This is a genomic window from Streptomyces sp. NPDC056296 (assembly GCF_042268605.1).
Lineage (GTDB): Bacteria > Actinomycetota > Actinomycetes > Streptomycetales > Streptomycetaceae > Streptomyces.
Genome location: NZ_JBHJRX010000022.1, coordinates 110,571 through 132,896 on the forward strand (window position 1 = coordinate 110,571; position 22,326 = coordinate 132,896).

General features: G+C 74.7%; 17 protein-coding genes and 2 pseudogenes. 11 read left to right on the forward strand and 8 right to left on the reverse strand.

Features of this window, described 5'->3' with window-relative positions:
- Positions 1 to 109 precede the first annotated feature (109 nt).
- Positions 110 to 928 carry a hypothetical protein gene (locus ACFCZF_RS18340; protein WP_376672529.1) on the reverse strand — a complete coding sequence of 273 codons (819 nt, stop codon included), beginning with the start codon at positions 926 to 928 and terminating at the stop codon, positions 110 to 112.
- A gap of 274 nt (positions 929 to 1,202) precedes the next feature.
- Positions 1,203 to 1,442, reverse strand: a complete 240-nt coding sequence (gene chpG / locus ACFCZF_RS18345) for a chaplin ChpG (RefSeq protein ID WP_019325464.1) — start codon at positions 1,440 to 1,442, stop codon at positions 1,203 to 1,205.
- A 390-nt stretch (positions 1,443 to 1,832) separates the two neighbouring features.
- Between chpG and ACFCZF_RS18350 the strand changes: the two are divergent.
- From ACFCZF_RS18350 to ACFCZF_RS18390, 9 genes and pseudogenes are all read left to right on the forward strand, one after another.
- Positions 1,833 to 2,666 (forward strand): annotated as a pseudogene (locus ACFCZF_RS18350) (glycosyltransferase); the annotation flags it as partial.
- Positions 2,667 to 2,684: 18 nt separating this feature from the next.
- Positions 2,685 to 3,608 (forward strand): glycosyltransferase, encoded by a 924-nt coding sequence (locus ACFCZF_RS18355; protein ID WP_376672544.1) that lies wholly within the window; start codon positions 2,685 to 2,687, stop codon positions 3,606 to 3,608.
- Complete coding sequence (locus tag ACFCZF_RS18360) at positions 3,605 to 5,035, forward strand: exopolysaccharide biosynthesis polyprenyl glycosylphosphotransferase (RefSeq protein ID WP_376672530.1); 1,431 nt, start codon at positions 3,605 to 3,607, stop codon at positions 5,033 to 5,035. The genes ACFCZF_RS18355 and ACFCZF_RS18360 overlap by 4 nt, the downstream gene beginning before the upstream one ends.
- Before the next feature lie 5 nt (positions 5,036 to 5,040).
- Positions 5,041 to 6,346, forward strand: a pseudogene (locus ACFCZF_RS18365) (O-antigen ligase family protein); the annotation flags it as partial.
- A gap of 328 nt (positions 6,347 to 6,674) precedes the next feature.
- On the forward strand, positions 6,675 to 8,417 hold the full coding sequence (murJ, locus tag ACFCZF_RS18370; RefSeq protein ID WP_376672531.1) for a murein biosynthesis integral membrane protein MurJ: 1,743 nt from the start codon (positions 6,675 to 6,677) through the stop codon (positions 8,415 to 8,417).
- Between the two features lie 163 nt (positions 8,418 to 8,580).
- Positions 8,581 to 9,270 carry a polysaccharide deacetylase family protein gene (locus ACFCZF_RS18375; RefSeq protein WP_375924172.1) on the forward strand — a complete coding sequence of 230 codons (690 nt, stop codon included), beginning with the start codon at positions 8,581 to 8,583 and terminating at the stop codon, positions 9,268 to 9,270.
- 1 nt (position 9,271) lies between these two features.
- Positions 9,272 to 10,432, forward strand: a complete 1,161-nt coding sequence (locus tag ACFCZF_RS18380) for a glycosyltransferase (RefSeq protein ID WP_376672532.1) — start codon at positions 9,272 to 9,274, stop codon at positions 10,430 to 10,432.
- Positions 10,429 to 11,148, forward strand: coding sequence for a lipopolysaccharide biosynthesis protein (locus ACFCZF_RS18385; RefSeq protein ID WP_376672533.1), 720 nt, complete (start codon positions 10,429 to 10,431; stop codon positions 11,146 to 11,148). Before ACFCZF_RS18380 ends, ACFCZF_RS18385 begins: the two co-directional genes overlap by 4 nt.
- Positions 11,145 to 12,302, forward strand: coding sequence for a GNAT family N-acetyltransferase (locus ACFCZF_RS18390; RefSeq protein WP_376672534.1), 1,158 nt, complete (start codon positions 11,145 to 11,147; stop codon positions 12,300 to 12,302). Before ACFCZF_RS18385 ends, ACFCZF_RS18390 begins: the two co-directional genes overlap by 4 nt.
- 49 nt (positions 12,303 to 12,351) lie before the next feature.
- On the opposite strand, the gene ACFCZF_RS18395 is transcribed toward ACFCZF_RS18390, so the two are convergent.
- Entirely contained in the window at positions 12,352 to 13,584 is a 1,233-nt protein-coding gene (locus ACFCZF_RS18395; RefSeq protein WP_376672535.1) for a glycoside hydrolase family 26 protein, read from the reverse strand.
- Between the two features lie 145 nt (positions 13,585 to 13,729).
- On the opposite strand from ACFCZF_RS18395, the gene ACFCZF_RS18400 reads away from it, so the two are divergent.
- Positions 13,730 to 15,028: an ATP-grasp domain-containing protein gene (locus ACFCZF_RS18400; RefSeq protein WP_376672536.1), complete on the forward strand. Its 1,299-nt coding sequence runs from the start codon at positions 13,730 to 13,732 to the stop codon at positions 15,026 to 15,028.
- A 694-nt stretch (positions 15,029 to 15,722) separates the two neighbouring features.
- Here ACFCZF_RS18400 and ACFCZF_RS18405 read toward each other — a convergent pair.
- The 3 genes from ACFCZF_RS18405 to rdlA all read right to left on the reverse strand — a co-directional run bounded on the left by ACFCZF_RS18405 (position 15,723) and on the right by rdlA (position 17,627).
- Entirely contained in the window at positions 15,723 to 16,565 is an 843-nt protein-coding gene (locus ACFCZF_RS18405; RefSeq protein ID WP_376672537.1) for a chaplin, read from the reverse strand.
- Between the two features lie 128 nt (positions 16,566 to 16,693).
- Entirely contained in the window at positions 16,694 to 16,921 is a 228-nt protein-coding gene (gene chpD / locus ACFCZF_RS18410) for a chaplin ChpD (protein WP_375924170.1), read from the reverse strand.
- A gap of 289 nt (positions 16,922 to 17,210) precedes the next feature.
- The gene (gene rdlA / locus ACFCZF_RS18415; protein ID WP_376672538.1) at positions 17,211 to 17,627 is read right to left on the reverse strand and encodes a rodlin RdlA; all 417 of its coding nucleotides are present in this window, start codon (positions 17,625 to 17,627) and stop codon (positions 17,211 to 17,213) included.
- 261 nt (positions 17,628 to 17,888) lie between these two features.
- Between rdlA and rdlB the strand changes: the two genes are divergently transcribed.
- Entirely contained in the window at positions 17,889 to 18,290 is a 402-nt protein-coding gene (rdlB, locus tag ACFCZF_RS18420) for a rodlin RdlB (protein WP_376672539.1), read from the forward strand.
- Positions 18,291 to 18,362: 72 nt separating this feature from the next.
- Here rdlB and ACFCZF_RS18425 read toward each other — a convergent pair whose 3' ends face one another.
- Entirely contained in the window at positions 18,363 to 20,291 is a 1,929-nt protein-coding gene (locus ACFCZF_RS18425) for an AMP-dependent synthetase/ligase (RefSeq protein WP_376672540.1), read from the reverse strand.
- Between the two features lie 115 nt (positions 20,292 to 20,406).
- On the reverse strand, positions 20,407 to 21,981 hold the full coding sequence (locus ACFCZF_RS18430; RefSeq protein WP_376672541.1) for a von Willebrand factor type A domain-containing protein: 1,575 nt from the start codon (positions 21,979 to 21,981) through the stop codon (positions 20,407 to 20,409).
- Positions 21,982 to 22,326 lie beyond the last annotated feature (345 nt).

The window sequence follows — 22,326 nt, forward strand, 5'->3', positions numbered from 1 at the left end:
TCGGTATTTCCTAGGGTTTCCAAGAGAAAAGGAGGGGGGCGAAGAAGGGGGGGAGGCCCTTCAGCCCCTCCTGGGGGGGGTGCCGCCACGGCCCGGAACGCCGTGGGCGTCAGGAGGGGTTGGCCGGCAGCGGGTTCGCCGGTACCGCGGCTTCCGGCGCGGCGACCTCCGGCGTGGTGGCTTCCGGCGTGGTGGCTTCCGGCGTGGTGGCTTCCGGCGTGGTGGCTTCCGGCGCGGCCGGCAGTGCGGGCAGACCGGCCAGGTCGGCGGCGGGCAGCCCGCTGCCGACCAGGGTGGCGGCGACGACGTTGACGACGCCGGTCACCACGTTCTCGACGGCCGGGCTCACCTGTTCGGCGGTACCGGAGGTGGTGGCCTCGACCAGGGCGTCGATCTGCTTCTGCAGAGCGGCGTACGACTGGGCGGCCAGGTCGGCCGCCGCCGCGGTCTCGTCACTGCTCTGCGCCACGACGGGTGCCGGCAGCGTGACCGGGGTCTCGGCCTCCGGCGCGGTCACGACCGGCGGCTGGGCCGGGGTGCTCGTGCCGGGGGTGGTGGTGCCGGGCGTGGTGGTGCCCGGGGTGGTCGCCGTGTCGTCGGCGTCGGCGTCCGCCGCGTCGGCCTTGGCGAGGGCGTCCTTGACGGCGGCGGCGAGCTTGTCCGCGTCCGTGGCGGAGAGCTGGCCGTTGTCGGCCTTGAGGACGGCGTTGAGCAGGTCGGTGACCGGCGTGAGCACGCCGCCCAGGCCGGCCAGGCTGCCGACCTGACTCTGCAGTTCGGCCACGTCGGGGAGGGGTGCGTGGGACGCCGCGTGGGTGCGTTCCCGGACCGATTCGCCATCGGCCGCCATCACCGCCGGCCCGGAGAGGCCGATCAGGAGGCCGGCAGTGAGAGCGGTGGTGGCGATTCGCCGTGCGGGCAGACGCATGGGGGTTCCTTTCGGTGGTGCGTCGGATCTTGTGCCCACCGTGGAAGCGCCCGTGGCGCTCTGCAACCGAGCGGCGACCGTACGCACTCGGCTGCCTTTCCCCGTCCCGGCGTCCTGCCTGGTGAGACGCCCTGTCAAGGTCTTCCGGCCGTGTCGGCGCCCGCACCCCCCATTCGGGGCAGCACACCGCCGTCCGTGCGGCAACGCGAACCGGCCGCCCGCTCGCGGAGGAACCGCGGTACGGACGGCCGGTGCAAGGGTTTCGAGCCGACGATCAGTCGTTCTCGCACTCGTTGCCGAACGCCGGGTTCAGCAGGCCGATGATGTCGACGGTGTTGCCGCAGACGTTGACCGGGATGTGGACCGGAACCTGCACCACGTTGCCGGACAGGACGCCCGGGGAGTGGGCGGCGGCGGCCTGCGCGCCGCTGTCGGCAGCGGCGACACCGGCGGTGCCCGCCACCGCGGCGGCGGCGACGGAGGTCAGGGCCAGGCCCTTCGCGATACGCGACATGGAGAAGTGCTCCTTGGGGTTGACACAAACATCCGGGCGGGTGCCCGGCGCAGTGTCAACGCGTGGCACGCACGTGAGTTGTGCCGCCAAAGGAGTGATCTCCCCGGAGAGCGGCGTTCACGAATCCAACACACTTACCCGGTTTCACCGTATTAGTACGGATAGCGGCTAGAGTCCCACACCATCCGACGCATCCCGGTTGCACCACTGCGGGACATCGGCCGAGGGCACTTACCGAGAGCTCCGAACGTGGCGGTGACCAGCCGGCCTGCCGGCTCGTTTCCCAGCAGGACGCGGCGTGCGCCGGCGTACGCCGCGTCGCGGCCGACGCCCTGCGGTGAGACGCGTTCCCGCCCGTCCCGAGCATTTTCCGTGAGCGAGGAAACGCGTATGCACCTGCCACCGACCGACTCCCGGCGACGGGTTCTGCATGTCACCCAGCCGGTGGACGGCGGAGTCGCCCGTGTCGTGTCGGACCTGACGCGTGCACAGCTCGCCGCCGGGCTGCGCGTCGCGGTCGCCTGTCCCGACGGGGGCCTCGCGGCCGGACTCCGGTCGTTGGGCGCCGACGTACGGCACTGGCCGGCGACGCGGTCGCCGGGTCCGGCGCTGGTGTCGGAGGTACGGCGGCTCGCCCGCGTGATCGAGGACGTACGGCCCGACCTGGTGCACGCGCACAGCGCGAAGGCCGGTCTCGCGGCCCGGCTCGCCGTACGCGGGCGTGTCCCGACCGTTTTCCAGCCGCACGCCTGGTCGTTCGAGGCGGTCGGCGGGGCCGCCGCGGCGCTCGCGCTCGGCTGGGAGCGGTGGGGGGCGCGGTGGGCGGCGCGGACGGTGTGCGTGAGCGAGGCGGAGCGGCTGCGGGGGGTGCGGAGCGGGATCCGCGGGCGGTGGGCGGTGATCCCGAACGGCATCGACCTCGACCGCTTCGGCGCGGACGCCGTGCCGGACGGGGCCGGCGGGAACACCCCGGCCGAAGTGGACGGCGTACACGTCCGGCCCGGCGCCGGCCCGCACGGCCCGCGCGGCCCGCTGGTGGTCTGTGTAGGGCGGCTGTGCCGGCAGAAGGGGCAGGACGTCCTGCTGACCGCGTGGAAGTCGGTCCTCGCGCGGGTCCCGGGGGCCCGGCTGGTGCTGGTCGGCGAAGGCCCGGACCACACGCGCCTCTCCGAGAGTGCCTCGGCGTACGGCTTCCTCGACGGCGCCCCGGGCCGGCCCCTGCCCGGTGACCACCGTCCGGCCCTGGGACCCCGCAGCCACGCTACGGACCCGGCCGGACCCGGAGGCCACCACCCGGCCCCGGAACCCCCCAGCCACGCAACGGACCCGGCCGGACCCGGAGGCCACCACCCGGCCCCGGAACCCCCCAGCCACGCAACGGACCCGGCCGAACCCGGAGGCCACCTCCCAGCCCCCGAACCCCCCAGCCACGCAACAAACCCGGCCCGACCCGGAGGCCACCACCCGGCCCCCGAACCCCCCAGCCACGCAACAGACCCGGCCCGACCCGGAGGCCACCACCCGGCCCCCGAACCCCCCAGCCACGCAACAGACCCGGCCCGACCCGGAGGCCGCCACCCGGCATCCGGGCCGGGCTGCGACGATCCGGCGCGGGGCCGACTCGCCGGGTGCGCCGCCGTACCCGGGGCGGCCGACGGCGTACCGGCCCCGGCCCGTGCCGGTGAACGTGCCCCCGTGTCCGTGGTGTTCGCGGGTGCCGTCGCCGACGCCGGGCCCTGGTACCGGGCCGCCGACCTGGTCGTCCTGCCGTCCCGGTGGGAGGGCATGGCGCTGGCCCCGCTGGAGGCGATGGCCTGCGGGCGGGCCGTGGTGGTGACCGACGTGGACGGCGCCCGCGAGGGCCTGCCGCCCGCTCTCGTGCCGCACTGCCTGGTACCGCCCATGGACCCGGAGGCGCTGGCCGACGCGGTCGCCGGGCTGCTGCTCGACGCCCCGCTGCGCGCGTCGCTCGGCCGCCGGGGGCGCGCGCACGTCCTGTCCACGCACGACGTACGGCACACGGCCGCGGCGATCACGGCGGTGTACGACGACCTCCTCGGCGACGGGCGGACGACCGGGACACACACGGTCCCCGGCGACAGGCCCGCGCTCGTGGGGCGGTCGGCCGTCGTGCCCATCGAGTACAGGGAGTCCACGCACCCGTGACCGCGGAAAGCACCGTCCCCAACCCCGCCGGCCAGCCGCGCGACCTCGGCTCCTCCGCACCCGTCTCGGTGCTGCCGCAGCGTGCCGGCGCCGCGGGTTTCCGGTTCCCCGACGGGCTCCCCGCACCGCGGCCGGAGTCCCCGCTGCCGCTGCTCGTCGCGGACGGCACGGCGGCAGCGGTGCCGGGCTCCCTGATGCTCACCGGCACCCCCCACCAACCGCTGCTCGCGGCCCTGCTGGTCGCCGCCTCGCTGCTGCTGCGCCCGCGCGCTCCCCGGCGGCTGCCGGGTGTCCTGGACGATCTGCCCGCCCTGTGCGGCCGGATCACGGTGGTCTGGCTGGCGCTGGCGGCGCTCGTCGCGGCGTACGCCCCGCCGCACGCCCTGTCCGCCCGCACGCTGCTCCTCGGCTTCCTGCTGCACGCGGCGACGGGCTGCGCCGGCCGGGGCGTCGTGCACCGGCGGCGCCGCACCGCGCTGCTGAACCGCCCGCGCGCGGCCCTGGTCGTCGGCCCCGCCACGACCGCGCAGCGCGTGGCCTCGGCGGTGCTGCGCCACCCGCGCTGCGGGGTGCGCCCGGTCGGGATCGTCGCCGACGACCCGGGCGGCGCCACGGGCCTGCCCGTGCTGACCACGGGCGAGGAGGTGCAGCGGGCGGTCGTGCAGAACGGCGTACGGGACGTGCTGGCCGTGCACCCTTCCGTACGGACGCGGCAGGGGCCGCTGCTGCGGGCGCTGGCCGAGTCCGGCTGCGTGGTGTGGGAGGTCGACGCGGACGCCCCCGCGTACGCGGGCCGGGAGCGGCTCGCCGGGTTCTCCTGCCGGCGTCTGGAGGCGGGGGCGCGGCGGCCGGGCGGCGCCGGGAAGCGGGTGCTGGACGTGACGGTGTCCGGGGCGCTGTTGCTGCTGCTGAGCCCGTTGCTGCTGACCTGCGCGACGCTGCTGCGGGTCATCGGCGGGCCCGGCGTGCTGTTCCGGCAGGAGCGCATCGGCGAGGACGGCAGGCCGTTCACGCTGCTGAAGTTCCGCACCCACCGCCCGGCCGACGAGCACGAGTCGGCGACCCGGTGGAGTGTGGCGGACGAGCGCCGGATGCCGTGGTTCTGCCGCTTCCTGCGCCGTACGTCGCTCGACGAACTGCTCCAGCTGTGGAACGTCTTCCGGGGCGACATGAGCCTGGTGGGTCCTCGTCCCGAACGGCCGTACTTCGTCGCGCAGTTCAGCCAGACCTACCCCGGTTACGCCGCCCGCCACCGGGTGCCGGCCGGCATCACGGGCCTGGCCCAGATCAACGGGCTGCGCGGCGACACCTCCATCGAGGACCGGGCCCGCTTCGACAACGCCTACATCGACGACTGGTCGATGTGGCAGGACGTCTGCATCCTGCTGCGTACGGCCGTCGCGCTCGTGCGCCCCACCGGGAGCTGAGCGAGGTGGCCCAGACCCTGCCCCGGTGGTCCACCGCCCGGTCCACCGCGCGCGTACGGCACCTGCCGCCCGTGCTGGCCGTGGCCGCGGTCGTCGCGCTGCTCGCCCTGCCGGCCGCGGGGGGCGGTGACGGCGGCGCCCATCCGGCCGACGCGGCCTCCGGGCTGGTGGTGCTGTACTGCGCCCTGCGCCTGGTGCGGGACCGGCGGCGCCCCCTGACCCGTACGGCGGCCGTGGTGCTGGGCCTGCCCGTGCTCGGACTGGCCGTCGCCGCCATGGGCGCGGTGTCGCCGGGGGCCGGGCTCACCGGGCTCGGCCGCTACCTCCAGGTCTTCGTCCTCGTCCCCGCCGCCGTACTGCTGCTGGTCCGCGGCCGGGACGACGTACGGCTGCTCGCCTGGTCGATGGTGGGGCTGGCGGTGTGGCAGGGGACGGTCGGCGTGCACCAGTACGTCACCGGGACCGGTGCCTCCTACCAGGGCGAGCAGATCCGGGCCGTGGGCACCTTCGGGCCGCAGGACGTGATGGGGATGGCGACCGTCGTCTCCCTGGGGCTGGTCTGCGCGGTCGGGCTGGCGCTCGGCCATGCGCCCGCCCGGCGGCGCGTCCTCGCGGCCGGGTGCGCGATCGCCCTGCTGCTGCCGCTCGCCCTGTCGTTCAGCCGTGGCGCGTGGATCGCCACGGCGGTGACGTGCGCGGCCCAACTGCTGCTCGCCGGGGCGCGCAGGGCGCTGACGGTGGGGGCGGCCGTGGTCGCGGCGGGCGTGGTGCTGGTCGGCGGGTTCGGGGTCGGTACGGCGATGCTCCAGGAGCGGGTCGGCAGCATCACGCAGGTCACCGACTCGCCCGACCAGTCGGTGACCGACCGCTACACGATGTGGGCGGCGGCGGCCGGCATGTGGCGCGAGCGGCCGCTGACCGGCGTGGGCCTGAAGGGCTTTCCCGAACACCGGGACGGGCACGCCTCGCTGGCCCTGTCCTCGGGCAGCGAGACCGACGGCGCGGGCGCGGGGTACCGCAAGCAGCCGCTGCTCTCCCCGCACAACATGTACCTGCTGGTCCTGGCCGAGCAGGGGCTGATCGGGCTGCTCGGGCTGGCGGGGAGCTGGCTGGCACTGCTCGTCCTGGGGCTGCGCAGGCTCCGCGCGGTACGGCGCTCCGGTGCGGCGTCCGGGACGGACTGCGCGCTGGTCGCCTGCGGACTGCTGGTGTGGCAGCTGACCGACTTCGCGTACGCCGACATCGGCGGACCCTCGACCGTACTGACGGCGGTGTGCTTCGGGCTGGCGGGCTGGTGGGCGCTCGGGGGCGGGGACGGGGATGGGGTCATGTCCGGGGCCGGGGCCGGGGCCGGGGCTGGGTCCGGGGCTGGGTCTGGATCAGGGGCCGGGGTCGGGTCCGGGTCCGGGTCCCGGGCTGGGTCTGGATCAGGGGCCGGGGCTGGGTCCGCGCCCGGGTCCCGGGCTGGGTCTGAATCAGGGTCCGGGGCTGGGTCCGGGTCCGGGTCTGGATCAGGGTCTGGCTCCGGGGCCGGGTCCGGCTCTGGGTCGGGGTCCGGGGCCGGCTTCGGGCCCGGGGCCGGGTCTGGCTCCGGCTGCGGCTCCGGGACCGGACCCCGTGCGGAAGAGGTACCCGCGCGATGAAGGTGACGCCCTCCCGGGACGCCCGGTCCCCGTCCGTTCCGTCGGCCCGGAGCGGCGCGCCGGACGCGGACACCCGGGCGGCGGCCGAGGGACGGTCCTCCGGGGGTTTCCTCGCCCGGGCCGCGCTGCTCACGGCCGTGCTGTCGGTGGCCGGGTCGGTGCTCGGGCTGGCCCGGGACCAGGCGCTGGCCCGGCTGTTCGGGGCCGGCAGCGAGACGGACGCCTTCCTGGTGGCGTGGACGGTGCCGGAGTTCGCGGCGACGCTGCTGATCGAGGACGGGCTGGCCTTCGCGCTGGTCCCGATGTTCAGCCTGGCCCTGGCCCGCCGCGCGCAGGGCGCCCCCGGCGACCCGGTCCGCACGCTGGTCGCCTCGACCCTGCCCCGGCTGGCGCCGGCCTTCGTCGCGGTCGGCGCGCTGGTCGTCGTATGCGCACCCCAGCTGGTCCGGGCCCTGGCGCCGGGGCTGCCCGACCACGCCCTCGCCGTGGACTGCACCCGGCTCACCGCCACCTGCGTCGTCAGCTTCGGGCTAGCCGGGTACTGCAGTGCCGCCCTGCGGGCGCACCGCCGGTTTCTGGCGCCGGCGGCGATCTACGTCGCCTACAACACCGGCATCATCACCGCGATGTTCGTGCTCGGCGGGCGCTGGGGGGTGCGCTCGGCGGCGGTCGGGGTCGCGGCGGGCGGCTTCCTGATGGTGGCGGCGCAGCTGCCGTCGCTGCTGCGGCAGTTGCGGCGCCGGGACGGCGGCGAGCGGCCGGCCGGCACCGGGGACCAGGCGCGTCCGCTGGCTCTCGCCCTGTTCAGCACCGTGCTGCTCTTCGCCCTGTGCCGCCAGTCGCAGGTCCTCATCGAACGGTTCCTCGCCTCCGGGCTCCCCTCCGGCGCCATCTCGCACCTGAACTACGCGCAGAAGGTGGCCCAGATCCCGATGACGCTGTCGCTGATGCTGTGCACGGTCACCTTCCCGGTGGTGGCCCGGGCGATGGCCGACGGCGACACCGAACGGGCCCGCGACCGGGTCGAGCGGGACGTGGCACTGGCTGCCTGTCTGGTACTGCTGGGGGCGGCCACGGTCGTCGCCTGCGCGCCGCAGATGATCGAACTCCTCTTCCAGCGCGGCGCCTTCACCGCGGCCGACACGGCGGCGACCGCGGACGTCATGCGCGTGTACGCCCTCGGGCTGCTCGGCCAGACCGTGGTGGGCGCACTGGCCCGCTCCTACTTCTCGGCGGGCCGCGCCAGCTGGTACCCGCTCGCCGCGATGGCCGTCGGCATCGTCGCCACGGCCGGCATCGGCGCCTGGGCGGTCGGCCCGTGGGGAGTGACCGGCATCGCGGCCGCCAACGCCGCCGGCATCACCGTCACCGCCGCCCTGCTGCTCGCCGGAATGGGCCCGCGCAGCGTCCCGGTCCGCGTCCGGCGCGTCCTGGGCGACCTGGTCAGGCCGGTGCTGGCGGCGGCGGGGGCGACCGTCGCGGGCGCGCTGGTCGCGGACCGGTTCACCGTGCCGGCCGTCTCCCTCGCCGTCGGCGTGGTGGCCGTCGTCGGCGTCTTCGTCCTGCTCGGCCGGGTCCTGCGCGTCCAAGGCGTCGTGCTGGCCCTCGATCTCGTCCGCTCCGTCACACGAAGGCTCCCGCATGGCCGCTTCGGCTTCCGTTCCCTCATCCGCTACTGCGACCGGTTCCGCTTCCGCTTCTGCTTCCGCGACCGGTTCCGCTTCCGTAGACCCCGTTGACGCCCGCACGCGCCCCGACGCCCGCACACGTCCCGACGCCCGCACGCGCCCCGACGCCCGCACACGTCCCGACGCCCGCACGGGCCCCGACGCCCGCACAGGCCCCGACGTTCGCACACGCCCCGGCGTTCCCACGGGCCCCGGCACCGCCCCCTGGGTGGCGATGTACCACTCCGTCGGCGACTGCTCGGACGACCCGTACCGCATCACGGTCACGCCCGACCGGCTGGACGCGCAGCTCGGCTGGCTGCGGCGGCGCGGGCTGCGCGGTGTGCCGGTCGCCGAGCTGCTGGCCGCCCGGGCCCGGGGCGGTGGCCGCGACCTGGTGGGGCTGACGTTCGACGACGGGTACGCCGACTTCGTCGAGCACGCGCTGCCGTGCCTGCGCCGCTGGGACTGCGGGGCCACCCTCTTCGTGCTGCCGGGCCGGCTCGGCGGCGACAACGCGTGGGACCCGCTGGGCCCGCGCAAGCCGCTGCTCACCGCCGACGGCATCCGGCACGCCGCCGCCGAAGGCGTCGAGATCGGCTCGCACGGTCTCACCCACGTCGACCTGACCCAGGCGGACGACGCCACGCTGAAGGCCGAGACCGCCGAAAGCAGAGCACTGCTCTCGGAGTTGATCGGTGCTCCGGTCACCGGCTTCTGCTACCCGTACGGCGCCGTCGACGCCCGCGCCGCCGACGCCGTACGCGCCGCCGGTCACACCTACGCCTGCGCCATCGACCCCGGCCCGCTGACCGGCCCGCACGCCCTGCCCCGCGTGCACATCGGGCAGCGGGACACGGCCGTACGCCTGCTGCTGAAGACCCGGCTGCACCGCCTGCGCCGCCGTCCCGTGACGGGAGTGTGAGGTGAAGGCCCTGCACATCATCACCGGCCTCGGCGTCGGCGGCGCCGAACAGCAACTGCGGCTGCTCCTGCGCCACCTCCCCGTCGACTGCGACGTCGTGACGCTCACCAACCCGGGCGCGGTCGCCGACGGACTGCTGGCCGACGGCGTGCACGTCGTCCACCTCGGCATGGCCGGCAACCGCGACCTGGCCGCGCTGCCCCGACTGGCCCGCATCGTCCGCACCGGCGGCTACGACCTGGTGCACACCCACCTCTACCGCGCCTGCCTCTACGGCCGCATCGCCGCCCGCCTGGCCGGCGTTCGGGCCGTCGTCGCCACCGAACACTCCCTCGGCGACTCCCAGATGGAGGGCCGCCCGCTCACCCCCGGCGTCCGCGCCCTCTACCTCGCCGGGGAGCGGCTGGGCAGCGCCACGGTCGCCGTCTCCCCCACCGTCGCCGACCGGCTGAAGCGCTGGGGCGTGCCCGCGCCCCGCATCGAGGTCGTCCCCAACGGCATCGACCTGGCCCGCTTCCGCTTCGACCCCGTCGCCCGCCTGCGCACCCGTCGCCGTCTCGGCCTGCCGGACGGCGCGTACGTCGTCGGCGGCATCGGCCGACTCACCGCGGGCAAGCGGTTCGACGTCCTGGTCCGGGCCCTGGCCCGGCTCCCGGACGACTGCTGGCTGCTGCTGGTCGGCGGCGGCCCCGAGGAGCACGTCCTGCGCCGCACCGCCCACGAGGCCGGGGTCGCCGACCGCGTCCTGCTCGCCGGCGAACGCCCCTACGTGACCGACGGCTCCCCCGGCCCCGACCTGCCGTCCCTGGCCTCCGCGATGGACGTGCTCGCCTCGCCGTCGCCGGAGGAGGCCTTCGGCCTGGCGGTCGTGGAGGGCCTCGCGTCGGGGCTGCCGGTGCTCTACGCCTCCTGCCCGGCGATCGAGGACCTGCCCCCGGCCGCCGCGCCCACCGCCCGGCGTGTCACCGGTGGCGAGGAGGAGTTCGCCCGCGCCCTCGCCGAGGTCCGCGCGTCCGCCGGCCCCGGCCCCGGCCCGCGCACCGCCCCCGAGGCCGCCCGCCACTACTGCGTCACCCGCAGCGCCGCCCAGCTGATGGACGTGTACGCGGCCACCCTCACGCATCCGTTGTCCCCGGCACCCCAGGGAGTCAGTTCCGCATGACCGAGCCCCTCACCCAGTCCCCGGCCGAGCCCGCGGCGCGGGACGAGGCCGATCAGCCCGCCCGTCCCGGCCGCGCGCTCATCGCCCTGCACCGCGTCCAGCGCCGCCTCCGGTCCCTGCCGCCCTGGTCCCCGCTCGCGGCCGGCGTCCTCGCCGGCGGACTGCTCGGCGCCGGCTACGGCCTGGTCGCCACCCCGCAGTACACGGCCACCAGTTACGTGGTCGCCGTCCCCTCCGACAAGTCCGACCCGGCGTCCGCGCTGGGCTTCGCGCAGGCCTACGGCCGGGTCGCCACCCAGCTCGCGGTGCTCGGGGACGCGCAGATGCTGGCGGGCGTGCCGGTGGCGACGCTGGAGGAGAGCGTCCGCACGGCGACCTCGCCGGACGCGCCGATGGTCTCGGTGACGGCCACCTCCGCGCGCCCGGACGAGGCGGCCGACATGGCCAACGCGGTCGCCCGCGCGCTGACCCGGCACGCGGACGCCGCGGCCGACGACACCCACGTGGAGCTGCGGCAGTTCGCGCGGGCCACCGAGCCCACCGAGGCGTCCTCGGCCTCGGTCGCCGTGACGGGGCTGGTGGGCGCGAGCGCGGGCGGTCTGCTCGGCGGTCTCGCGCTGCTGGTCCGTCCGCGCCGGGCCGCGCGGGAGCCCGACCGCACGACGGCGGCCGTGCCCGGGCCCGCCCCGGCGGCGGACGTCCGCGGACAGCTGTGACGTACCCGACGACGTACAGGACGACGTACGGGACGACGTACACGACCGAACTGGTCACCGACGAGCGCGCCTTCGCGGAGCTGGCCGCGGACTGGGGGCGGCTGTACGGCCGGTGCGCCGCCGCGACCCCGTTCCAGAGCCATGCCTGGCTGCACTCGTGGTGGCGGTCGTACGGCGTGCGCGGCCGGCTGCGGCTGCTGCTGGCCCGCGACGGCCGCGAACTGGTCGCCGCCGCGCCGCTGACGCTCGTACGGCGTCCGGTGCCGTCGCTGGTGCCGCTGGGCGGGGCGATCTCCGACTACGGGGACGTCCTGCTGGACGACGAGCGCGGGCAGGACGCGGTGGCCGCGCTCACCGAGGGTCTGTCCGCGGTGGCCCGCACCGCGCTGATCGACCTGCGCGAGGTACGGCCGGGCGCCGCCGCCGAACGGGTCTACGACCGCTGGCGCGGCCCCCGGCGCCGGGTGGCCGACTCGCTCTGCCTGGAGCTGCCCGCCCTCCCGATGGACGAGCTGGCCGCCCGGCTGCCCTCGGCCAAGGGCCGGCAGCGGGTGCGCGCCCAGCTGCGCAGGCTGGACGCGCTGGGCGTCAAGAGCCGGACGGTCCTCCCGGACGAGGTGGACGCCGCACTGCGGCGGCTGCTGGAGCTGCACCGGCTGCAGTGGCAGGGGCGGAAGGTGACCGGCGAGCATCTGCGGACGCGGTTCCGCGACCACCTGGTGCGGGCGGTGGGCCCGATGGTGCGTTCCGGGGACGCGGTGGTCACCGAGTTCCGGATGGACGACGAGGTGGTGGTCGTGGACGTGACGCTGCTGGCGCGGCGGCTGGCGGGCGGCTACCTGTACGGCGCCCATCCCCGGCTGCGGGAGCGGAAGGCGGACGTGGCGGTGATGCTGCTGGACGCGTGCGCCGAGCACACCCGCGCCCCGGAGCGCGACACGCTGAGCCTGCTGCGGGGCGACGAGCCGTACAAACACCACTGGCGCCCGGAACCGGTACCCAACCAGCGGTTACTGATGGCCCGTCGGCACACTGCCCCGCTGCTGTCGGCGGCCCTGTGCGACGTCGCCGCACGCCGGCGGGGCAAGGAGCTGCTGCACCACCGGAAGGTGCGGGCGCAGCGGAAGGAGCGCGACGGTGGCGGCAGGACCTGACCGCCCCCGCCGCCCCTTCCGTCACCCCCGTCACCACCCTGGCCGGCGACTACTTGTTGCGCGAGTACCAGTCGAGGCGCATGCAGAGCTTCCCGCCGAGCCAGTACTCGACCCAGTCGCCGAGCTCCAGCGGCGAGCAGTTCGCCGACGGCTCGGGTGCGGTGGGCGGCACCGCGGGCACGGGCGGTGCGGTGGGCGCGGTGGGCACGGTCGGCTCCGGGACCGTGGGGTCCGGTTCGTCGGTGCGGCCGAAGAGCACGGACCGGTAGACCGCGGTGGACCGGGGGTTGTCGTCGCACTGCCACACGCCGTGCGGGCAGTAGTCGGTGAGCGTGTTGTACACGGGTTTGTGCTCGTCCATCCACGCGAGCATGCGCCGCATGTACTCGGCGTTGTCGCCGTTGCGGAAGAGCCCCCATTCGGGATAGGAGATGGGCTTTCCGTGGGCCTTGGCGAAATCTACGTGCGCCTGAAGTCCGTACGGTTCCTTCACCTGTTCGTCGAACGCCATTCCGCGTGGCTGGTCGTACGAATCCATGCCGATGATGTCGACCGTGGCGTCCCCCGGATAACACTGGGTCCAGGGAATGGCGTCCCGGCCGCGGCTCGGCGTGAAGTCGAACCGGAATTTCTGGCCCGGCACCGAACGCATGGTGGTGACGATCCTGTTCCAGTACGTCTTCCAGGCCTCCGGGTCCGGTTCGCACCGATGGGTGTACGTGGTGCCGTTCATCTCCCAGCCGAGCACGAGGACCGTGTCCGGAACGTTCAGTTCGACCAGCCGTTCGGCGAGGGCCCTGAAGTGGTGATCGAAGCGTCCGGCGGCGCCCTGGCGCAGCAGTTTCCGCACCTCGTCGTCGTCGACGCCCTCCTCGTTGCGCTCCATCATGGGCACGTTGAGGACGAACATCCGGTCGGCCTCGCGGGTGCGCCAGTCGGCCCACACGTCGAGGAATCCGGGGGCGCCCTCGATGTTGCTCCAGAGGTCACCGGGCAGGTACGTGTGGCCGACGCGCAGTTCGGCGCCGCCCAGCCAGTGGCTGAGCTGCGCCATCCGGGCCACGCCGCGCGGGCCGTAGTCCAGGTACGCGCCGAACGCGGGAGCGGCACCGGGCTTCCGGTCGGGGACCGCGGGGGCCGGCGCGGGCGGGGCCGGTGCGGGCGGGACCGGTTCGCCGGCGGCGACCTGGGGGCTCGCGGCCAGGAGCGCCGCCGCCGCGACCACCGCCGCGACGCCGCGAGCCGGCCGCCTGGACCGGGCCCGTGACTGCCGTACGGCCATGACCGGCTCCTTTCGTCGCGCCGAATTTCTTACTGCTTACTGACACTCAGTCATATGAAATGCCATCACGCCACCGCCGCTACGGCTTTCGAGTGCGCCGATCGCCCGCACCGGTGACCCGAATCGAATGCGAAGGAAGAATCCCGTGTCGCTGTTCGACACCCGCGTCCCCGCCGTTCTGCTGCGGACCGACCGGAATCCCTTTCACCACGGAACGCTGGGTGCCGTGCGTTCGCTCGGCCGCGCGGGCGTGGACGTGCACGTGGTCGCCGACTGCGCGCAGAGCCCGGTCCGCGCCTCCCGCTATGTGAGCCGGCTGCACACTCCGCCGCCGCCCGGGGCGTCGCCGGCCGACATCGCGGTGGTCCTGCGCCGCGTCGCCGCGCGGATCGCGCGTCCCGCCGTACTGATCCCGATGGACGACGCGTGTGCCGTCGCGGTGGGGCGGATGCGGGCGGAGCTGGCGCCCGCGTACCTGCTGCCCGATTTGCCGGGCGCGCTGCCGGAACGGGTGGCCGACAAGGCGGAGCTGGCCGGCGTGTGCGCGTCCCTGGGCGTCCCGCACCCCGAGACCCTGGTCCCGGACGGCCCGGCCGAGGCCGCCCGTGCCGCCTGGCGGCTGGGCCTGCCGGTGGTGGCGAAGTGGAGCCGGCCCTGGCTGGTGCCGCCGGGCGGCGGACTGCGCAGCACCGTGCTGGTGCGCTCGGCGCGGGAGGCCGGGGAGCTGTACCGGCGGGCCGAGGAGGCGGGCAGCCGGCTGCTGCTGCAGGCGTTCCTGCCGCCGGGGCCGGACCGCGACTGGTTCTTCCACGGGTACGCCGACCGCTCGGGCGCGGTGCGGGCGGGCGGCCCCGGCCGCAAGACGCGCGCCAGGCCGCGTGGCGCCGGCCTGACGGCGGTCGGCCGCTGGACGCCGAACCCGCAGGTGCAGGCCCTGGCCGAGCGGATCACCGGCGAGCTGGGCTACCGGGGCATCCTCGACCTCGACTTCCGTCGCTGCGGTACGACGGGCCGCTATCACCTGCTCGACTTCAACCCGCGACCCGGCGCCCAGTTCCGGCTGTTCACCGACACCGCCGGGCTGGACGTCGTACGCGCCCTGCACCTGGACCTGACCCACCGCACGCTGCCGGACGGGGAGCCGCAGCCGGGGCGGGCGTTCGTGGTGGAGAACTACGCGCCGCTGAGCGCCCTGCGTCCGGCGCCCGGCGGACGCGAGCTGGCCTGGCACGCCCCGGACGACCGGGCGCCCGGCCGGGCCCTGTGGACCCTGTGGGGGCGCCACGTGACCGCACGCCTGCTGGACCGCCTGCGCCGGAAGAACACCCGCCCGCGCACCGGAACACCGGCCCGCGCCCACGTGGTACGCCAGGCGACCGCCCCCTCCCCCGACCGCTCCGACCGCTCCGACCGCCCGGACGACGACAGGGCGGGCAGCCACTGACGCGTCCGCCCCCGGGGGCGGCGCGGGGCGATGGCGCGGGGCGCCGGAACAGATGCGCGGCCCTGCGCGGGGGATGGCGCGGGGCGCCGGAACAGGTGCGCGGCCCTGCGCGGGGGGATGGCGCGGGGCGCCCGGCCCTGGAGGAGGGCGCGACGCCTCGGCGGGCTGACGCGTCGGCCCCGGAGCCGGTGCGAGGCACCGGAACACAAGCGCGGCCCTGCGCGGGGCGAAGGCGCGGGCGCCCGGCCCTGGAGGAGGGCGCGACGCCTCGGCGAGAAACGCGTGCCGGGGCGCGGCGCGTCCGTGGGCGCTGATCCCGAGGCTCGGAGCCTCCGTCGGCCGCTCGTGCCGAGGCTCGGAGCCTCGCCGGGGCCGCTCACACCGAAGCCCGGAGCCTCGCCGGGGCCGCTCGTGCCGAGACTCGGAGCCTCGCCGGGGCCGCTCACACCGAAGCCCGGAGCCTCGCCGGGCCGCTCACACCGAAGCCCGGAGCCTCGCCGGGGCCGCTCGTGCCGAGGCGCAACGCCTCCGCCGGGCCGGTCCCGCGCGGCGCCTCCGCCCGGCGCCGCGTCCGTCGCTGGTGCCGGGCACCGCAACGCCCCCGGCGACCGTGCGGGGTTCTGTTGTGGGTACCGGCCACCAAACCCCCCCCGGAGCCTGTGTGGGGTCGGCCGGGGGCGGGGTGGGGCCGGGGTCAGCGGTGGGAGGCGGTGCGGCCTCGGCGGTACAGGATCGCGCCGCCGGCGATCAGCGCGGCGCCGGCGGCCGCGGCGGCGGCGGACGTGGCCTCGCTGCCGGTCTCCGCGAGGACGGGCGGCTGCTCCACGTGCGGGGTCGGCGGGGTCTCCTCCTCGCCGGCGGGCGGCGGGGTCTCCTCCTCGCCGGCGGGCGGCGGGGTCTCCTCCTCGCCGGACGGCGGCGGCTCCTCTTCCTCGCCGGGCGGCGGCTCCTCCTCGTCGGTGGGCGGCGTCGTGGGCGGCGGCTCCTCCTCGCCGTAGCCCGGGGGCTCCTCCGCCTGGTTGTCGCAGGAGTTGCCGAAGACCGGGTTCAGCGCGGCGATCACGTCGACCGTGTTGCCGCAGAGGTTCACCGGCACGTCGACCGGCACCTGCGCGTCGTTGCCGGAGCCGACGCCGGGCGAGCCCACGGCCGCGCCGTCCGCGGAGGCGCCGGACGGGACCCGGACGTCCTCGGCGTTTCCTCCGCCGTCCCGACCCTCCTGGTCCGAGCCGTAGCCCGAGCCGTCGTCGCCGTGGGGCGCCCCGTGCTTCACGGAGCCGCCGGCCTGCTCGTCCGAGCTGTTCTCGCACTCGTTACCGAAGGCCGGGTTCAGCGCGGCGACCACGTCGACGGTGTTGCCGCAGGCGTTCACCGGCACATCGACCGGTACCTGGACGGCGTTGCCGGACGCGACGCCCGGCGAGTTCTTGGCGGCCCCGTCCGCATGCGAGTCGGCAAGGGCGGGGCTGCCGCACAGGGAAAGGATGCCCGTCGCGGCGGCTGCCGCGACCATCCCCCTGCTCAGGGTCTGTCGCACTCTAGTTGTCTTCCTGCTGGTAGAGGATGCTGCAGAACGGGCTGCAGAAAGGGGAAAAGCCGGCCCTGAACCAAACGAGTTGGCCAAGGCCGGCCGTGACGCAGCCGGACGGCTGGTGCGGAACGACGTCAGTCGTTCTCGCACTCGTTGCCGAACGCGGGGTTCAGCAGACCAACAACGTTGATCGTGTTGCCGCACACGTTGACGGGAACGTGCACGGGGACCTGGACGACGTTGCCGGACAGGACACCCGGGGAGCCGACAGCGGCACCCTCGGCGCCCGCGTCGGCGAAGGCCGGAGTGGCCATGCCGAGGGCCATGATCGCGCCCGCGACGACAGCAGCGCTCTTCTTCATGAACTTTCCCTTCTCTGCGGTCATGCCTGAATGACGGCCGAAACCGCGCGAGCACAGCATTGACGGCTCGCACCATGACCTGCAGCCTGCAAACGAGGAATTGACGGCCGGAGAAACTACCGAACGTGGGACCCCGAGAAATTCACTCGTATGCCTCACGACCCGTTACGGCCGTACCCCCAGGAGAGCGACGACGTCATTCCGCTCGCCCGGCGAGAGTCCCGTCCCGGTGACGACCGGGCGACCCGCGGGGAAGTCAGCGGGCCGCCCGGCCGGGGCGGGATACGGCTCAGCCCTCGCCGCCGCCCTCGCCGCCGCCCTCGCCGTTCGCCGACAGGACCGACAGGTCCTCCAGGACGTGCGAGATCGCGCCGTCGCGCTTGGCCTGCGTGGAGTTGTCCGCGCACTGCTGGTTCAGGTCGTCCGCGAGGACGTTGATGTCCTGGATCGGGACCAGGTTGATGACGGCGACGTTGACGTCCTCGACACCCAGGCACGGCTTGTTCAGCGTGCCCTCGACCAGCGACAGCTGCGGGCTCATGTCGCCGTCGGTCGCCGAGTTGCCGAACGACGACGAGGCGCCGTTGCCGTTGGCCACGGCCGGCCCGTTGTCGTCCCCGATGGCCAGGGCCTGGGGCGCGGCAGCAGCGGACATGCCGATCACAGAAGCGGCAGCCGCCGCGGCGACCATTGCCTTCTTGAGCACTTCGCGTTCCTTTCGTCGTAGCGACGCACTGTCCTACGGCCTCATCAACCCGGTGCGGAGTGATTGGTTGCGGGCGTTCACCCGGTTGGCCCGCACGGGATCTCAGAACCCCTGTAAAAGCCGCTGGAATTCGCGGAGAAACGCCGCCCCGTACACATTTCCCGTTGTCCGCCATCGGAGTGAACGGGAGAAACCCGGCTGCGTGCACGGAGTTGACCAGAGCGCTCCGGTGGACGGGGTTTCCTCAGAAAGGACTGGCCAGTGATCAAGAAGGTAGTTGCCTACGCGGCGATCGCCGCCTCCGTCATGGGCGCCTCCGCTGCCGCGGCACCGCAGGCGATGGCGATCGGTGACGACAGCGGGCCCGTCTCCGCCAACGGAAACGGCGCCTCGCAGTACTTCGGCAACTCGGCGACGCACGGCAACATGAGCCCGCAGATGGCGCTCATCCAGGGGTCGTTCAACAAGCCGTGCATCGCGGTCAGCGACATCCCGGTCAGCGTCGTCGGTCTGGTCCCCATCCAGGACATCCCGATCCTGTCGGACGACCTGAACCAGCAGTGCGCCGAGAACTCCACGCAGGCCAAGCGCGACGGCGCGCTGGCGCACCTCCTGGAGGACGTCTCGATCCTGTCCTCCAACGGCGAGGGCGGCGAGGGCTGACATCGGCCGGGAGGGGCGGGCCGCCGAGCGTATCGGCGGTCCGCCCCTTACGCATGCCCTCGGCCGTCCCGCTCAGCTCCCCGGCGACGCGTAGAGCGCCTCGATCTCGTCCGCGTACGCCGCCACCGCCGCGTGCCGTTTCACCTTCAGCGACGGGGTCAGCAGCCCGTTCTCCTCGGTGAACTCGCCCTCGACGAGCCGGAAGGCGCGGATCGACTCGGCCCGGGAGACGGCCGCGTTGGCGTGATCGACGGCCTTCTGGACGTCGGCGCGCATCCGCTCGTCCCGTACCACCTCGGACATCGGGGTGTCGGCGGGCAGCCCGCGGACCGACAGCCAGTGGGCGACGGCGTCCGGGTCGAGGGTGACCAGGGCGGCGACGAAGGGGCGGTTGTCGCCGACTACGAGGCACTGGGCGACGGGCGGGCGGCTGCGCAGGCGGTCCTCCAGGACGGCCGGGGAGACGTTCTTGCCGCCGGAGGTGACCAGGAGGTCCTTCTTGCGGCCGGTGATGGTGAGGTAGCCGTCGGCGTCGAGGGTGCCCAGGTCGCCGGTGGCGAACCAGCCGTCGGTGAGGACGGCGTCGGCGGCCTCCGGGTTGTTCCGGTAGGCCCCGAAGACGATCCCGCCCTTGATGAGCACCTCGCCGTCGTCGGCGATGCGGACGGATGTGCCGGGGATCGGCGGGCCGACGGTGCCAGGGCGGGGGCCGAGCGGCGGGACGATGGTGGCGGCGGCGGTGGTCTCGGTCAGGCCGTAGCCCTCGTAGACCATGATTCCGGCGGCGTAGAAGAACAGGTTGAGGTCGTGGTCGAGCGGGGAACCGCCGCTGATGGCGTAGCGCATCCGGCCGCCCAGTTCCGCCCGGACCCTGCGGTAGACCAGCAGGTCGTACAGGGCCCAGCCGGCCCACAGGGCGGGGCCGGGGCCCTTGCCGCGGCCGAGGAAACGCTCCAGGTGGGCGGCGCCGAAGCGGACGGCGAGGTGGTGGGCGCGGTCGAAGGAGGCGCCGCGGCCGATCTTCTCGGCGGTCGCGCGGCCCGTGTCGTGGATCTTCTCGAAGAGGTATGGGACGCCGACCAGGAAGGTCGGGCGGAACGTCTTCAGCGCGGGGCGCAGTTCGTCGGGCCTGATGCTCGGGAAGTGGCCGATCTCGATGCGGGCCAGCAGACAGGCGATCTGAATCGTGCGGCCGAGGATGTGGGCGAGGGGCAGGAAGAGGAGGGTCGATGCGGTCTGGCCGGTGACCTCCTTGAAGATCGGGTGCAGCAGCTCGACCGTGTTGGCGGCCTCGGCGTGCAGGTTGGCGTGGGTGAGGACGCAGCCCTTGGGGCGTCCGGTGGTGCCGGAGGTGTAGCAGACCGTCGCCACCGTGTCCGGGGTCAGGGCGGTGCGGCGCTTGGTGACCTCCTCGTCGCTCACGCCCCTGCCGAGGGCGGTGAGGTCGGCGAGCGCGCCGGCGTCGAGTTCCCAGGCGCGCGGGTCCTCGGGGTGGTCGGCGGTGGCGGCGGTGACGGTGGCGGTGTTCGCGGCGGTCTCGGTGACCACGTGCCGGGCGCCGGAGTCGCGGACGATCCATTCGACCTGGTCGGCGGAGGAGGTGGCGTAGACGGGGACGGTCCGGCCGCCGGCCGCCCAGATCGCGAAGTCCAGGACCGTCCACTCGTAGCGGGTGCGGGACATGACGGCGACCCGCCCGCCGGGTTCCAGGCCGGCGGCGATCAGGCCCTTGGCCACGGCGGTCACCTCGCGGGCGAACTCCGCCGCCGTGACGGGCCGCCAGGCGCCGTTCACCTCGCGGCGCAGGACCACCGCGTCGGGCGCCTCGGCCGCGTTGGTGAACGGGATGTCGGCGGTGCTGCCGGTGGTGGGGCGGGACGCGAGAGGGGCGGTGCGGGCCTCGCGGACGGTGCCGTCCGCGTCCCGGACGGTCTCGGTCCGGGTGCGGGACGCCAGGTCGCCGCGCTGTTTCGCCCGTTTCAGGTCCCTGCGTACGCCCATGTCGGCTCCCGGTCGCGGATCGGAGTGGTGTTGCGCTGCCTGTTCCCGTTACTTACTTGAGAGTAAACTTACCCGCGCGTAAGTGACCGCGTAAGTGGTCAACGGGTGCGGCGGCTCAGGTCAGCCGGTCGGCCTGCCGGACCGCCTCGGCGAGTTGCCCGACGTCCGGGTCCTCCGTGCGGTCGGCCAGCGCGCCGGCACGTTCGGCGAGTTCGCCGAGGCGCGGTGCGCCGGGCAGGGCGCCGCCGTCGCCGTACGGGGAGCGCAGGGCGTCGGCGAAGTAGGCGGCGGTCGCCGTCACACGCAGGCCGCGGTCCGCGCCCCAGACCGAGTCGGCGAGGGCGTCGGTCTCCACGTCGCCGGACTCCTCGTGCGGGGCGCGGGTGCGGGGGTCGAGCCAGCGGACGGTGGCCGTGGCGAGGTGGCCGTCGGCGCCGGGCCGGGTGCGGACGGCGTACAGGGCGGTGACCGTGTGGCCGGGGCCGACCTCGCCGCCGTCGACGCGGTCGTCACGGAAGTCGTCGTCGGCGACCCGGCGGTTGTCGTAGCCGACGAGGCGGAACTCGGCGACCGTCTCGGGGTCGAAGGCGACCTGGGCCTTGGCGTCACGGGCGGTCAGTTCGATGTGGCGCGGGAGTTGTTCGCAGAAGACCTCGCGGGCGCCCTCGGTGTTCGAGACGTACGTGGTGTGGCCGTCGCCCTTGTCGGCGAGGCGTTCCATCAGGGCGTCGCCGTAGTCGCTGCCGACGCCGACGCCGAAGAGGGTGATGCCGTGCTCGCGGCGCTCGTCCGCGATGCGTTCGAGGATGGCGTCCGCGTCGGTGTCGCCGGTGTTGGCGAGGGCGTCGGAGACGAGGACGACGCGATTGGTGGCGCCCTCGCGGCGGCCCTCGACGGCGGTGTCGTAGCCGGTCTCGACGCCCGCGCCGAGGTTGGTGGAGTCGGTCGGCTCCAGGCTGTCGATGGCGTCGTGTATCCGGCCGCGACGGTCGCCGAGCCGGGTCATGGGCAGCACCGTCTCGGCCTCGTCGCTGAAGGTGACGAGCGCGACCGAGTCGTCGTCGCGCAGGCGGTCGGTCATCGTGCCGAGGGACTCCTTGGCGAGGTCGAGCCGGCCGGGTTCGGCCATGGAGCCGGAGATGTCGATGACGAACGTCAGGGCGGCGGGCGGGCGTTCGCCCTCCTGCTCGGCGCTCCGGGTTGCCAGGCCCACGCGGACCAGCGACCAGTCCTCCTCGTCGGTGCGGGCGCCGTCCACGGTCACCGTGAAGCCGTCGCCGTCGGGGCGGTCGTAGTCCTGGCGGAAGCTGTTGACGAACTCCTCGGGCCGGACCGTCGACGGGTCGGGCAGCCGGCCCTCGGAGAGGGTGCGGCGGGCGTAGCCGTAGGAGGCGGTGTCGACGTCCAGGGCGAAGGTGGAGAGGTGGTCGGGGGCCGGGGCGGTCTCGCGGGAGTCCCCGTTCTCGCCGGGCTCCCCGGTGCCCGTACCGCCGTCGTACCGCTGTTCGCCCTCGCCGCGTGGGCGGTCGGGCGCGGGCATCGGGCCCGAGCCGCCCCGGGAGTCGGCCGCGGTCTCCTTCGTCCCGTGATCCCCGTCGCCCCCGCCCGTGCAGCCGGTGAGCAGCAGGCCGCCCGCCGCCGTGAGCGCGAGCAGCGCGCCGATCGGCCTTCGTGTCCGGTACCGCTTCATCTTCCGTGCCCCCTGGTCCCGTTGACGCCGGTGTACGTGACTGTGACGGCGCGGCGGGGTGGAACGTGCGGCACGGGGCGTTACGGGTGCGTCTCGAAGTGGGCACGGCTGCGGGCCGTCGAGACCGGTGGGTGATCCTCCGGTGACCTGGGCGAGGTCTCCGCGACGGGGCGGGATCGGCCGGGGGGGGAGGCTGAGGGGGCCGGTCCCGGTCCTTCCTCGGCTCCCTCCCCCTCCCCGGACGGCGCTTCCTAGGTGTACTGCCCAGCCAGGTTGGTCGAGTTTGTGCGACGACACGGTCTGAATCTGTAGGACGACGAAGGCCTCCGGTTGTGGAGTGGAGCT